Here is a 14,543-nt window from a genome sequence, read left to right on the forward strand (position 1 = left end):
GCACGGCGAGATCCGGCACGCCCTGGCCCCCGCGCGCCCCAGCCCTAGCCGCCGTACGCCCCGCTCGCCGTCAGACGCAGGGCCGTGTCGATCAGCGGAACGTGGCTGAAGGCCTGCGGGAAGTTCCCGACCTGCCGCTGGAGCCGCGGGTCCCACTCCTCCGCCAGCAGGCCCAGGTCGTTGCGCAGTGAAAGCAGCCGCTCGAACAGCCGCCGCGCCTCGTCCACCCGGCCGATCATCGCCAGGTCGTCGGCCATCCAGAACGAGCAGGCGAGGAAGGCCCCCTCGTCGCCCTCCAGGCCGTCCACGCCGGCCTCCGCGCCCGCGGTCGGGTAGCGCAGGATGAAACCGTCGGGCGTGGACAGCTCGCGCTGGATCGCCTCGATGGTGCCGATGACCCGCTTGTCGTCCGGCGGCAGGAAGCCCATCTGCGGAATCAGCAGCAGGGAGGCGTCCAGCTCCTGCGACCCGTACGACTGGGTGAAGGTGTTGCGTTCCTTGTCGTAGCCCTTCTCGCACACGTCCTGGTGGATCTCGTCGCGCAGCTCGCGCCACCGCTCCAGCGGGCCGTCCGCGTCACCGCTCTCGATCAGCTTGATCGTGCGGTCCACGGCCACCCAGGCCATCACCTTCGAGTGCACGAAGTGGCGGCGCGGGCCGCGCACCTCCCAGATGCCCTCGTCCGGCTGGTCCCAGTGGGTCTCCAGATAGCGGATCAGCTTGAGCTGGAGCAGCGAGGCGTAGTCGCTGCGGGCCAGGCCGGTCATGTGGCCCAGGTGCAAGGCCTCGGTGACCTCGCCGTACACGTCGAGCTGGAGCTGGCCCGCGGCGCCGTTGCCGACGCGGACCGGGCTGGAGTTCTCGTAACCGGGCAGCCAGTCCAGCTCGGTCTCGCCGAGCTCCCGCTCGCCCGCGATCCCGTACATGATCTGGAGGTTCTCCGGGTCACCGGCCACCGCGCGCAGCAGCCACTCGCGCCAGGCGCGGGCCTCCTCGCGGTAGCCGGTGCGCAGCAGCGAGGAGAGGGTGATCGCCGCGTCCCGCAGCCAGGTGTAGCGGTAGTCCCAGTTGCGGACCCCGCCGATCTCCTCCGGGAGGGAGGTGGTCGGTGCGGCGACGATCCCGCCCGTGGGGCCGTACGTGAGACCCTTGAGCGTGATCAGGGAGCGGACCACGGCCTCCCGGTAGGGCCCGTGGTACGTGCACTGGTCGACCCACTCGCGCCAGAACTCGGCGGTCGCCTCCAGGGCCGCCTCGGCGTCGGGGGCCTCCGGCGCGCCGCGGTGCGAGGGCTGCCAGCTGATGCTGAAGGCGATCCGGTCGCCGGGCCCGACGGTGAAGTCGGAGTACGTCGTCAGGTCCTGGCCGTACGTCTGCGCCTCGGTGTCCAGCCAGACCGAGTCGGGGCCGGCGACGGCGACGGTACGCCCGTCGACCTTGTGCACCCAGGGCACGACCCGCCCGTAGCTGAAGCGCATGCGCAGCGCCGAGTGCATCGGGACGCGCCCGCTGACGCCCTCGACGATGCGGATCAGCTGCGGGGCGTGGTCCTCGCGGGGCGGCATGAAGTCGACCACCCGGACCTTCCCGCGCGGGGTGTCCCACTCCGACTCCAGTACCAGCGAGTCACCGCGGTAGCGGCGGCGGGTGGCGTACGGGGCCTCGGAGCCGGCCGGGAACGCCGGGCCGATCCGCCAGAACCCGTGCTCCTCGGTGCCCAGAATGCTCGCGAAGATGGCATGGGAGTCGAAACGGGGCAGGCACAGCCAGTCCACGGCCCCGTCCCGGCAGACCAAAGCGGCGGTCTGCATGTCCCCGATCAGTGCGTAATCCTCGATGCGCCCGGACACGTTGCTCTCCAGTCGAACGGCCACGTCCGCCCCGAAGGGCGCTTGCATTGCGCGGTTGCGCGGTCTCCTGTGTGTGGGGATCCCCGCGTGAGCCCATGATTCCGTATGTCGGCTCGGTTGGGCCGTCCGACGGACTGCCCGGCGGTGATGTGTGCAATATCCGAGCAGGATATGACGGCACCCTAGTGATCTCCTTAAGGGCGGCAGCAATGGGGCTCGGCCGAACGGGTGAGCTGCGGGTACGCCGGTCCGGTGCACTTCGCGGCCCCCGGGCGGGGCGCCCGCGCCGCGCGGCCGGAGGCGGACCGCCCCGGGCGCTGATAGGCTGGTACCCCGTGGACCGGTGGTCTGCCTGTGCGAATCAGGAGCCCCGAAACCGCAGCTTCGGCGCCCCCTGAGACCCTTCCGGATCGACGGAGACCGGCGCCGGACGCACTTCACTTCGCGACCACGGGAGCCCCCTCTTGGCGATGCCGCCCGCTGCTTTTCGAAACAGCACAGCCATGACGACCAAGCACATCTTCGTCACCGGGGGTGTCGCCTCCTCCCTCGGCAAGGGCCTGACGGCCTCCAGCCTGGGTGCGCTGCTGAAGGCGCGCGGTCTTCGGGTCACGATGCAGAAGCTCGACCCGTACCTGAACGTCGACCCCGGCACCATGAACCCGTTCCAGCACGGCGAGGTGTTCGTCACCAACGACGGCGCCGAGACCGACCTGGACATCGGTCACTACGAGCGCTTCCTCGACGTCGACCTCGACGGCTCGGCCAACGTCACCACCGGCCAGGTCTACTCGCAGGTCATCGCCAAGGAGCGGCGCGGCGAGTACCTCGGTGACACCGTGCAGGTCATCCCGCACATCACCAACGAGATCAAGCACCGCATCCGTCGCATGGCGACCGATGACGTGGACGTCGTCATCACCGAAGTCGGCGGCACCGTCGGCGACATCGAGTCGCTGCCGTTCCTGGAGACCGTCCGCCAGGTCCGCCACGAGGTCGGCCGCGACAACGTCTTCGTCGTGCACATCTCGCTGCTCCCCTACATCGGCCCGTCCGGCGAGCTCAAGACCAAGCCGACCCAGCACTCGGTGGCGGCCCTGCGCAACATCGGCATCCAGCCCGACGCCATCGTGCTGCGCGCCGACCGTGACGTCCCCACCTCCATCAAGCGCAAGATCTCGCTGATGTGCGACGTGGACGAGGCGGCCGTGGTGGCGGCGATCGACGCCAAGTCGATCTACGACATCCCGAAGGTGCTGCACACCGAGGGCCTGGACGCGTACGTCGTGCGCAAGCTCGACCTGCCCTTCCGGGACGTGGACTGGACGGTGTGGGAGGACCTGCTCGACCGGGTCCACAACCCCGACCACGAGGTCAAGGTCGCGCTCGTCGGCAAGTACATCGACCTGCCCGACGCCTACCTGTCGGTGACCGAGGCGCTGCGCGCCGGCGGTTTCGCCAACAAGGCCCGGGTCCAGATCAAGTGGGTCACCTCCGACGACTGCAAGACCCCGGCGGGCGCGGCGGCGCAGCTGGCCGACGTGGACGCGATCTGCGTGCCCGGCGGCTTCGGCGACCGCGGTGTCAACGGCAAGGTCGGCGCGATCACCTACGCCCGCGAGAACAAGATCCCGCTGCTCGGCCTGTGCCTGGGTCTGCAGTGCGTGGTCATCGAGGCCGCGCGGAACCTGGCGGGCATCGAGGACGCGAACTCCACCGAGTTCGACGCCTCGACCCCGCACCCGGTCATCTCGACCATGGAGGAGCAGCTGGCCTTCGTCGAGGGCGCGGGCGACCTGGGCGGCACCATGCGTCTGGGCATGTACCCGGCGAAGCTCGCCGAGGGCTCGATCGTGCGCGAGGTCTACGGCGACCAGGCGTACGTGGACGAGCGCCACCGCCACCGCTACGAGGTGAACAACGCCTACCGCGGCGAGCTGGAGAAGAAGGCGGGCATCGTCTTCTCCGGCACCTCCCCGGACAACAAGCTCGTCGAGTACGTCGAGTACCCGCGCGAGGTCCACCCCTACCTGGTGGCCACCCAGGCCCACCCGGAGCTGCGCTCGCGCCCGACGCGCCCGCACCCGCTGTTCGCGGGCCTGGTCAAGGCGGCCGTGGAGCGGCAGCAGTCCGCGAAGTGAGGGCCTGACCGCATAACGTAGGCAGCCGGGGCACGGATCGTGCCCCGGCTGTCGCGTTTTCGGGAAGGTATCGGCCATGGCCATGGGCAACGACATCGTGGACACACCGGAGTCGTGGGAGGTCATCGCTTCACGGACCCCGTTCCAGGGGGCGAAGACGGCGGTCCGCTCGGACCAGGTCCGGATGCCGGACCGGTCGGTGGTGCGCCGCGACTACCAGGCGCACCCGGGCTCGGTGAGCGTACTGGCCCTCGACGAGGAGCAGCGGGTGCTGGTCCTGCGGCAGTTCCGGCACCCGGTGCGGCGCCGGCTGTGGGAGCTGCCGGCGGGGCTGCTGGACGTGCCGGGGGAGAACCCGCTGGTCGCGGCGCAGCGGGAGCTGTACGAGGAGGCCCACGTCAAGGCGGGGGACTGGCGGGTGCTGGTCGACTTCTTCTCCTCGCCCGGCGGGTCCGACGAAGCTGTGCGGGTCTTCCTGGCGCGGGACCTGGCGGAGGCGGAGGGGGAGCGGTACGTGGTCTCCGAGGAGGAGGCGGACATGGAGATCGCCCGTGTTCCTCTCGGGGACCTGGTACGCGGGATCCTGGCGGGCGAGCTGGGCAATCCTGGGCTGGTGACGGGGGTGCTGGCGCTGTCCGCCGCCCTTGCCTCCGAGGGCGGCCTCGAAGCCCTGCGCCCGGCCCTGGCCCCCTGGCCGGCCCGCCCGTACGAGGCCTAGCCCCCGCGGCTCCGCCCCGCACCCCGCGCCTCAATCGCCGGCGAGGCTGAAAGACCGCCTCAAACGCCGGCGAGGCTGAAAGACCGCCTCAAACGCCGGCGGGGCTGGATTTTCCAGCCCCGCCGGCGTTTGAGGCGCGGGTCCGGGCGGAGCCCGGGAAACGGTGAAAGGGCGGGGAGGGGAGAAGCTCCGCGCAGCGGCAGGCCCGCAGACAGCGGACGGACCCCACGCACGCACGGGTCCCGCCAGGACACCGGACGAAGTCCGGCACCGCGGGCGAAGCCGGTTTCACGGCCGCCCGGGCCGGACCGCGCGAGCGGCGCGTGAATAAAGGCCCGCCCGGGCCGGGCCGCGCGAGCGGCGCGTGAAAAGGCCCGCCCGGGCCGGGTCGCGCGAGCGGCGCGTGAAAAGGCCCGCCCGGGCCGGATCAGGCGGGCGGCGCGTGGAAAAGGGCCCGCCCGGCCCGCGCCGTGCGAGCGGCGCGTGAAAAAGAGGACCATCTGCTGATCCGATTGGGGGATTTGTCCGCCGCGCTCCACACGGGTCGTCGCTCTGCGTGAACTACGCTCGCCATCCGAAGGCAGGGAGAGGAGCGGATCCGTGACGGATTTCGTCGGGCGGCGGCGTGAGCTCAAGGAGCTGCGCGAGGACATCGCACGGACCGGGCTCGACACCCTCTCGGGCCGCAAGGCCAAGGCGCCCCGGGCGCGGGTCCTGCTCGTCGCCGGGCGGCCGGGTTCCGGCCGTACCGCGCTCGCCGAGGCGTTCGCGCGCGAGGTCGCAGGGCAGTATCCCGACGGGGTCCTCCGGACCCGGCTCACCACTCCCGGCGGGCGGACCGTGCCCACCGAGCGGGCCGTCCGCGGCCTGCTGGAAGGGCTGGGGCAGCCCACCCCGCCAGGGGCCGGCGAGGACGAGCTGAGCTCGGCCCTGCGCACCGCGCTCGACGGGCGGCGGGTGATCATCCTGATCGACGACGCCGCCGACCCGCACCAGGTGGACGCCCTGCTGCCGGACACCCCCGAGTGCCTGGTCGTGGTCACCGCCGAAGGGCCGCTCACGGGGATCCCCGACGTGCGCCCCTGCACCCTCGGCGGGCTCGACACCCCCTCCGCCGTGGAACTGCTCGCGCAGCGCATCGGCGACACCCGCGTCACCGCCGACCCCCGCGCCGCCGAATCCCTCGTCGAGGAGTGCGGCGGCCAGCCCGCCGCGCTCGGCCTCGTCGGCGGGTGGCTCGCCGCCCGCCCCAAGGCCTCCGTCGCCGACGTGGCCAAGCAGCTGCACGACATGCCGGCCAGCGCCGGCGGCCCGCTCGGCCGGGGTTTCCGGCTCGTCTACGAGTCCCTGCCGCAGCCCGCCCAGCGGACCCTGCGGCTGCTGCCGCTCGCCCCCGCCGGCGTCGTCGACTCGCACACCGCCTCCGCCCTCGCCGGCTGCTCCGTGGCCGCCGCCCAGGCCACGCTGGACGATTTCGCCGCGCTGGGCCTCGTCCACCACGCCCAGGACGGCCTGTTCCTGCTGCCGGGTTGCCTCGCACCCCTGCTCCAGACGCTGCTGGAGGCCAAGGAGCGCCCCGCCGAGGTCCAGCTCGCCCGGGCGCGGATGCTGGAGCGCACGGTACGGCTGCTGCACTCCTGCCGGGCCATGGCCGCGGTGGAGGGCGACGCCGGCCTCGACCCCGAGGTCCGGGAGGTGCTGGACGGCCTGCCGCGCGCCCTGCGGTTCCCCGACCGGCGCGCCGCCGCCACCTGGCTGGACACCCGGCTGCCCGCGCTCACCGCGGCCGCCTCCCTCGCCGTGGCCGACGGGGAGCTGGACACCCTGGCCCGCCGGCTGGTCGCGGCCCTCGTACGGGCCCTCGCGGAGCACCGGGGCACCGCCGAGGCCGCTCCCGAGCTGTACGGGCTGCACCGCCTGGTCCTGGACGTGGCCGAGCGCCGCGACCTGTACCGGGAACAGGCCGCCGCGCTGCTGAACCTGGCCGACCTGGACGCCGAGACCGGCCGGACCCTGGAGGCCCTGGAGCGCTACCGGGCCGCGCTGGACGCCGGAAGGGCGGCGAACGATCCGTACGCGACCGGCCGCGCGATGGAATCCGTAGGGGGTGCCTATCAGGAGCTGGAGGACTGGCACCGGGCTTCCGACTGGTTCGGCCGGGCACTGTCCCAGGCCCTCGCGCGGGGGGAGCGCGCGGACGAGGCCCGGCTGTACGGACGGCTCGGGAACGTGCACACGTACGCGGGCCGGTACGGGGACGCGCTGCGCAGCTGGCGGGCCGCCGCCGCGGGCTACCGGAGGCTGGCCGATGTCCCGGGCCAGGCAAAGGCGTTGAGCGAAATGGCGCGGGTCCAGGAGTACGCCGGCCGGCCCGAGGAGTCGCTGCACACCTGCCGCGAGGCGGTGGAGCTGGCGCGCAGGGCGGGGGACCAACGACTTCAGGCCGCGCTGCAGGTCCGGCTGGCCGACACGCTGGACCGATTGGGAGACCCCGCAGCTGCCAGGCTGCACCGCTCCGCAGCCGACAGATTGCTGGGAGACGACCCCGCAGCCTGCGAAATCCGCAGTGATTCCGACTGAGATTATTTGTTTGCAAGGCTAGACAGCGACTCATCCTTCATTAGACTGGCTTCACCACGTCATCTCGTGGTGCATCCCGTTGCGCGTTCTTGTGGGCGGGTATGTATGGAAGTGCCCCGAAATATTCCCTGAACCAAGGACCGTGATCGACGATGAAGGTCGGCATCCCCCGCGAGGTCAAGAACAACGAGTTCCGGGTCGCCATCACGCCCGCAGGCGTGCATGAGCTGGTCCGTAACGGCCACCAGGTCTTCATCGAGCAGAACGCCGGTGTCGGCTCCTCGATCACGGACGCCGAGTACGTCTCCGCCGGTGCCGAGATCCTCGGTACCGCCGACGAGGTGTGGGCGACCGCGGACCTGCTGCTGAAGGTCAAGGAGCCCATCGCGGAGGAGTACCACCGCCTCCGCAAGGACCAGACCCTCTTCACCTACCTGCACCTGGCGGCCTCCCGCGAGTGCACGGACGCCCTGCTGGAGTCCGGCACCACCGCCATCGCGTACGAGACGGTCGAGCTCGCCAACCGCGCGCTTCCGCTGCTCGCCCCGATGTCCGAGGTCGCGGGCCGCCTGGCCCCGCAGGTCGGCGCCTATCACCTGATGCGCTCGGTCGGCGGCCGCGGCGTCCTCCCGGGCGGCGTCCCCGGCACCCACGCCGGCGAGTGCGTCGTCATCGGCGGCGGCGTCTCCGGCTGGAACGCCGTGCAGATCGCCGTCGGCATGGGCTTCCACGTGACCCTGCTGGACCGCGACATCAACAAGCTCCGCGAGGCCGACAAGATCTTCGGCACGAAGATCAAGACGATCGTCTCCAACGCCTACGAGCTGGAGAAGGCGGTCATCGAGGCCGACCTCGTCATCGGCGCGGTGCTGATCCCGGGTGCGAAGGCCCCGAAGCTGGTCACCAACGAGCTCGTCGCCAAGATGAAGCCCGGAAGTGTCCTTGTCGACATTGCGATCGACCAGGGCGGCTGCTTCGAGGACTCCCGTCCGACCACCCACGCCGAGCCGACCTTCCAGGTCCACAACTCGGTCTTCTACTGCGTCGCCAACATGCCGGGCGCGGTGCCGAACACCTCCACCTACGCGCTGACGAACGCCACGCTGCCCTACATCGTGCAGCTCGCGAACCTCGGCTGGGTCGAGGCGCTGCGTCGTGACCCCGCACTCGCGCTGGGCCTCAACACCCATGACGGCCAGGTCGTTTACGGCCCGGTCGCCGAGGCCCACGGCCTCGAGACCCTCGAGCTGAGCACGCTGCTCGGCTGAGTCGTCAACGACTGACGTCAATCTCACGTATCCGGCCGGACCTTGCCCACAAGGTCCGGCCGGACGCGTTTGCGAGGTGCCCCGAGACCCCGCTCAACTCGCCTCGAACGTAACCCTTTAACCCTTTCGCGCACCCGCGAAACTTCGCAGCGACAGCTCGCACGCCCTTGACAGAGTGGTGTTCGGTTGCCGACACATCGTGCCGGGTCCGGCGGATTGTGTTGCCGCTGAGTGGTGACACGCCATAGAGTCGCCAACCGTCGGCATGGTGCCACGCTGACCTATCGATAAGTGTCCTGGTCACGTCCGAGGAGGTAAGACGACTTGTGAATGAGTCGACATTTGCTCCTGGGGGTGGTCGAGCAGGGATGCCTGAGCGGGGCGAAGGCCCTACCGGGCTCGAAGCTGTCGGCTCCGTCGCAGTACGCACCTTCGCAAACCACCAGCACATGACGACGCCCCAAAAGAGCATGGACGGCCTAGACGTGAACTCCAGGGCCGGCGACCTGAGCGGCGAAAAGCCCACTGGTTTCGCCGACTACGACAATGTGCCCGAGGGGCACTTCTACGACCCCGACGCGGAGTACGAACCGGACCCCGAGTACGCGGCCACCCTCGCCCCCGACGCTGCCCGCCAGCGCCGTGAGCGGATCGGCCCGACCGGACGCCCGCTCCCGTACTTCCCCATCCCGGGTCCGCTGACCGACCACGGTCCGGCGAAGATCATCGCGATGTGCAACCAGAAGGGCGGCGTGGGCAAGACCACGTCGACCATCAACCTGGGCGCCGCGCTCGCCGAGTACGGGCGCCGTGTGCTGCTCGTCGACTTCGACCCGCAGGGCGCGCTGTCCGTGGGCCTCGGCGTGAACCCGATGGAACTCGACCTGACGGTCTACAACCTGCTCATGGAGCGGGGCATGTCGGCCGACGAGGTGCTGCTCAAGACCGCGGTCCCCAACATGGACCTGCTGCCGAGCAACATCGACCTGTCCGCTGCGGAAGTGCAGTTGGTCAGCGAGGTCGCGCGCGAGTCCACCCTGCAGCGGGCCCTGAAGCCCCTGATGGCCGACTACGACTACATCGTGATCGACTGTCAGCCCTCGCTCGGTCTGCTGACCGTGAACGCCCTGACGGCGGCTCACAAGGTCATCGTCCCGCTGGAGTGCGAGTTCTTCGCGCTGCGCGGCGTGGCCCTGCTGACCGAGACCATCGAGAAGGTGCAGGAGCGGCTCAACCCCGAGCTGGAGCTCGACGGCATCCTCGCCACGATGTACGACTCCCGTACGGTGCACAGCCGCGAGGTGCTGGCGCGCGTCGTCGAGGCCTTCGACGACCACGTCTACCACACGGTCATCGGCCGGACGGTGCGCTTCCCGGAGACCACGGTCGCCGGTGAGCCGATCACGACGTACGCCTCCAACTCCGTCGGCGCCGCCGCGTATCGCCAGCTCGCCAGGGAGGTGCTCGCCCGGTGTCACGCCGAGTGAGTCTGCCCGGAGCCGACGAACTGTTCCGTACGACCGGGGGGATGGCGCTCCAGGCGTCCTCGCCGCGGCGCGGGGTCGAGGAGGCACCCGCCGCGGAACACTCGGCCGCCTCGGCCGAGGGGTCGGCGGGGGAGGGCCGCAGCCGGGAGGCTGAGGCCGGTACGGAGGCCGGCGGGCCGGTTGGGCCCGGTGGGTCCGGCGGGCCCGGTGTGGGGCAGCAGCGGCGACCGCAGGAAGGTTCTGCCAGCCCGGCGGGCCCGGCCGGCGCGGGCCGGCGGGGCAAGGGGCAGGGCCGGGGTGCGAACCGGCGGCCCAGCGGCCGCGAACGGCACGACGAGAAGATCACGGTCTACGTCTCCGCCGAGGAGCTCATGGACTTGGAACACGCGCGGCTGGTGCTGCGCGGGGAGCATGGACTGGCGGTCGACCGCGGCCGGATCGTCCGCGAGGCGGTGGCGGTGGTCCTCGCCGACCTCGAATCCCGCGGCGACGCGAGCATCCTCGTCCGCAGACTCCGCGGCCGCTGACCGCCCCACGGCCCGCTCCGTAGCCTGCGGCCTGCTACGCAGCCGACGGCCTGCTGGAGCGCCGCGACACGGTCCAGGCGGCGCCCGGGCCCGTCCGGGCCCGGCACGGCACCCTCTCCCGAGCCGCTTACGCGTCGCTGCCCTCCGCCTCGCGATGGACCTCGGGGGAGCCTCCACGCGGGTCTCCGGAGGAAGGCGGCGGGCGAGCCGCGGGCTCACCGGCACACCTTGCCGGTCACGGCACTAGGCTGCTCGTGGCCGCGTGTCACCCCGCCCGGCCGCCCCTACGCCGCCCCGCACCACCTGGACCGCGATGCCCCCGAAAGACGACGCCGCCCGCCCCCGGGTCCGCCGGACCCTGGGCCGCGGCCCCGGGGCAGGGCCTGCCGCACGGCCCGTGTCGCGCGAGGAGGCCCCCTCCCCCACCCTTGACGCGCCGACCGCGCCCCCGGAGCCCGGAACCGGCCCCGACTCCTTCCAGGACCGGACGACCTCCACAGCAGCCGACCCCGCCGCCGGCGACCCCTCCGGGGCCCCCGCCCCCAACGGTGGCGACGGCTCGGAGGGCTCGGCCCCCGCCGACCGGGCCGGGGTGCTGGATTCCGCCGAGCCCGCCGGGGACGATCGGGCGCGGGCCTTCGCCACCGCTGACTTCGCCGGCGGCACCCCGGCCGGGGTGCCGGACACCGCGGACCCCGCCGGTGGCGACCGGGCCTGGGAGCCCGATACCCCTGACCCTGTCGGTGGCGTCCGGGCGGAGGGCTCCGGTACCGCTGGCTTCACCTGTGGCGGCCGGGCCGGGGCCCCCGACACCGCCGCTGGCGGGGCCCTGCGTACAGCCGAGCCTGCCGGGGACGACCGGGCGCGGGCCTTCGCCACCGGTGACTTCGCCGGAGGTAACGCGGCCGGGGTGCCGGACACTGCGGGCCTCGCCGGTGGCGACCGGGCCGCGGCGCCCGACGCCCCTGACCCTGCCGGTCGCGGCCGGGTGGAGGGCTCCGGTACCGCTGGCTTCGCCGGTGGCGGCCGGGCCGGGGGTCCCGACACCCCTGCCCCCGCCGGTGGCGGCCGGGCGGAGGGCTCCGGTACCGCTGGCTTCGCCGGAGGCGACCGGGCCGGGGCGCCCGGTACTGCTGGCCCCGCCGGAGGCGATGGGCGGTTTACGTTGCGGCTTGCCAATTTCGAGGGGCCGTTCGATCTGCTGCTCCAGCTGATCTCGCGGCACAAGCTGGACGTCACCGAGGTCGCGCTGTCCAAGGTCACCGACGAGTTCATGGCGCACATCCGGGCCATGGGGGCCGACTGGGACCTCGACCAGACCACCGAGTTCCTCGTCGTGGCCGCCACCCTCCTCGACCTGAAGGCCGCCCGGCTGCTGCCGGCCGCCGAGGTCGAGGACGAGGCGGACCTCGCCCTGCTGGAGGCCCGGGACCTGCTCTTCGCGCGCCTGCTCCAGTACCGCGCGTACAAACAGATCGCGGAGATCTTCGAGCGGCGCGCGGAGACCGAGGGCAGGCGCTACCCCCGGACGGTGGGGCTGGAGCCGCACCACGCCGACCTGCTGCCCGAGGTCGTCATCAGCATCGGACCGGAGGGCTTCGCCCGCCTCGCCGTCAAGGCCATGCAGCCCAAGGCCAAGCCGCAGGTGTACGTGGACCACATCCACGCACCCCTCGTCAGCGTGCGCGAGCAGGCCGGCCTCGTGGTGCGCATGCTGAAGGCACGCGGCGAGGCCACCTTCCAGGAGCTCACCGAGGACGCCGAGGACACCCTCACCGTGGTCGCGCGCTTCCTGGCCCTCCTGGAGCTCTACCGGGAGAAGGCGGTCATCCTCGACCAGGAGGAGGCCCTGAAGACCCTCACCGTCCGCTGGAGCGGCGGGGACGGCGACGGCATGCCGACGGTGACCGACGAGTTCGACCAGATCGTGGAGGCGAAGGATTGAGCAGCGAAGCGAGCGCGGTGGCCGCGCTGGAGCTGAAGCCGGCCCTGGAAGCCGTACTCATGGTCGTGGACGAGCCCGCGACCGAGGCGCACCTCGCCAAGGTGCTGGAGCGCACCCCCCGCGAGGTCGCGGACGCGCTGCGTGAGCTCGCCGACGAGTACACGGCCGCGCGCAGGGGTTTCGAGCTGCGGCTGGTCGCGGGCGGGTGGCGGTTCTACACCCGGGCCGAGTACGCGCCGGCCGTCGAGGGCTTCGTACTGGACGGCCAGCAGGCCCGGCTGACTCAGGCGGCCCTGGAGACCCTGGCGGTCGTCGCGTACCGCCAGCCGGTGAGCCGGTCGAGGGTCTCGGCGGTCCGCGGAGTGAACTGCGACGGGGTCATGCGGACCCTCCTCCAACGCGGTCTGGTGGAGGAGGCGGGGACGGAACCCGAAACAGGTGCGATCCTATACAGGACGACGAACTACTTTCTGGAGCGGATGGGCCTGCGCGGCCTGGACGAGCTCCCGGAGCTCGCGCCCTTCCTCCCCGAGGCGGACGCGATCGAAGCTGAGACGCAAGAAGGTGTGCCGTCGTTCGATCCGGACGCACCGGACACCGATGAAGACGACAAGACGACGGAACTTTGATGCGAAGCAGCGGCAACGGCAACGGTGGCAACAGGAACAGCAGCGGCGGTGGCGGCGGCGGGCGCGGTAACGCCCGTGGCGGCGCCGGCGGCGGTGGTGGCTACCGCGGCGGCTCCGGCGGTGGCTCCGGCTCCGGCGGCGGTTACCGCGGTGGCTCCGGTGGCGGCAGCTCCAGCGGTGGCGGCGCCCGGGGCGGAAGCTCCGGCGGCGGTTACCGCAGCGGCGGCGGCTCCGGCGGCGGCTACCGCAGCGGCGGCGGCTCCGGTGGCGGCTACCAGGGCGGCGGCTCCGACTCGCGCGACCGCGAGCAGGCACCCCGCATCCGCAACCCGCGCCCCGAGGAGCGCCGCTACGACGTGGGCCCCGAGGGCGAGCGCAGCGGGCGCGGTGGCCCCAAGGCCGGTGGCGGCGGCGCCCGCGGTGCGGCTGACGGCGGCCGGGGCGGTTCGGGTGCCCGTGGCGCCGCGGCCCGCGGTGGCGCCAAGGGTGGTCCCAAGACCTCCAAGACCCCCGGCATCGGCGGCGCCGGCGGCCCGCGCCGCGGTCCGGGCAGCCGCAGCGGGCAGTCCCGTCCGCGTGAGCTGGACGCGCGGATCGAGGAGCGCGTGCGCGACCGGTACGCCGACAAGCCCGTGATCAAGACCCCCAAGACCTTCCCGGGTGCCGAGGAGGAGGGGGAGCGTCTGCAGAAGGTGCTCGCCCGCGCCGGCATGGGTTCGCGCCGCGCCTGCGAGGAGCTCATCGAGCAGGCCCGTGTCGAGGTCAACGGCGAGATCGTGCTGGAGCAGGGCAAGCGCGTCCTGCCGAAGGACGAGATCAAGGTGGACGGCCTGACCGTCGCCACCCAGTCGTACCTGTTCTTCGCGCTGAACAAGCCCGCCGGTGTCGTCTCCACGATGGAGGACCCGGACGGCCGCCAGTGCCTGGGCGACTACGTCACCAACCGTGAGACGCGTCTCTTCCACGTCGGCCGGCTCGACACCGAGACCGAGGGCATCATCCTGCTCACCAACCACGGTGAGCTGGCCCACCGCCTCACGCACCCGAAGTACGGCGTGAAGAAGACGTACGTCGCCGCCATCACCGGCCCGCTGCCGCGCGAGATCGGCAAGCGGCTCAAGGACGGCATCGAGCTGGAGGACGGCTACGCCCGTGCCGACCACTTCCGTGTCGTCGACCAGGTCGGCAAGAACTACCTGGTCGAGGTCACCCTCCACGAGGGCCGCAAGCACATCGTCCGCCGCATGATGGCGGAGGCCGGCTTCCCGGTCGAGAAGCTCGTACGGACGTCCTTCGGGCCGATCGAGCTGGGCGACCAGAAGTCCGGCTGGCTGCGCCGCCTGACCAACACCGAGGTCGGCATGCTGATGCGCGAGGTCGGTCTGTAGTACCCCCAGT

10 protein-coding genes are annotated in these 14,543 nt (G+C 72.0%); 9 read left to right on the plus strand and 1 reads right to left on the minus strand.

Annotated elements, in window-relative coordinates; genetic code table 11:
- Nucleotides 1-44: 44 nt before the first annotated feature.
- A complete protein-coding gene (locus tag ACZ4TV_RS12940; RefSeq protein WP_468133774.1) occupies nt 45-1,898 on the minus strand; it encodes a glycoside hydrolase family 15 protein in 1,854 nt (617 codons plus the stop codon).
- 422 nt (nt 1,899-2,320) lie between these two features.
- On the opposite strand from ACZ4TV_RS12940, the gene ACZ4TV_RS12945 reads away from it, so the two are divergent.
- From ACZ4TV_RS12945 to ACZ4TV_RS12985, 9 genes are all read left to right on the plus strand, one after another.
- Complete coding sequence (locus tag ACZ4TV_RS12945; RefSeq protein WP_468134095.1) at nt 2,321-3,991, plus strand: CTP synthase; 1,671 nt, start codon at nt 2,321-2,323, stop codon at nt 3,989-3,991.
- 82 nt (nt 3,992-4,073) lie between these two features.
- Nucleotides 4,074-4,709, plus strand: a complete 636-nt coding sequence (locus ACZ4TV_RS12950; RefSeq protein ID WP_468134097.1) for an NUDIX domain-containing protein — start codon at nt 4,074-4,076, stop codon at nt 4,707-4,709.
- A 600-nt stretch (nt 4,710-5,309) separates the two neighbouring features.
- Nucleotides 5,310-7,289 carry a tetratricopeptide repeat protein gene (locus ACZ4TV_RS12955; RefSeq protein WP_468133776.1) on the plus strand — a complete coding sequence of 660 codons (1,980 nt, stop codon included), beginning with the start codon at nt 5,310-5,312 and terminating at the stop codon, nt 7,287-7,289.
- 152 nt (nt 7,290-7,441) lie between these two features.
- Complete coding sequence (gene ald, locus ACZ4TV_RS12960; RefSeq protein ID WP_385394579.1) at nt 7,442-8,557, plus strand: alanine dehydrogenase; 1,116 nt, start codon at nt 7,442-7,444, stop codon at nt 8,555-8,557.
- Between the two features lie 368 nt (nt 8,558-8,925).
- The gene (locus tag ACZ4TV_RS12965; RefSeq protein ID WP_468133778.1) at nt 8,926-10,044 is read left to right on the plus strand and encodes a ParA family protein; all 1,119 of its coding nucleotides are present in this window, start codon (nt 8,926-8,928) and stop codon (nt 10,042-10,044) included.
- A complete protein-coding gene (locus ACZ4TV_RS12970; protein WP_468133780.1) occupies nt 10,029-10,571 on the plus strand; it encodes a hypothetical protein in 543 nt (180 codons plus the stop codon). Before ACZ4TV_RS12965 ends, ACZ4TV_RS12970 begins: the two co-directional genes overlap by 16 nt.
- A gap of 313 nt (nt 10,572-10,884) precedes the next feature.
- The gene (locus ACZ4TV_RS12975) at nt 10,885-12,516 is read left to right on the plus strand and encodes a segregation and condensation protein A (RefSeq protein WP_468133782.1); all 1,632 of its coding nucleotides are present in this window, start codon (nt 10,885-10,887) and stop codon (nt 12,514-12,516) included.
- A complete protein-coding gene (scpB, locus tag ACZ4TV_RS12980) occupies nt 12,513-13,145 on the plus strand; it encodes an SMC-Scp complex subunit ScpB (protein ID WP_468133784.1) in 633 nt (210 codons plus the stop codon). The genes ACZ4TV_RS12975 and scpB overlap by 4 nt, the downstream gene beginning before the upstream one ends.
- Nucleotides 13,145-14,533 carry a pseudouridine synthase gene (locus ACZ4TV_RS12985; protein WP_468133786.1) on the plus strand — a complete coding sequence of 463 codons (1,389 nt, stop codon included), beginning with the start codon at nt 13,145-13,147 and terminating at the stop codon, nt 14,531-14,533. The genes scpB and ACZ4TV_RS12985 overlap by 1 nt, the downstream gene beginning before the upstream one ends.
- Nucleotides 14,534-14,543: the final 10 nt, after the last annotated feature.

Source organism: Streptomyces sp. NPDC028910 (genome assembly GCF_055564955.1).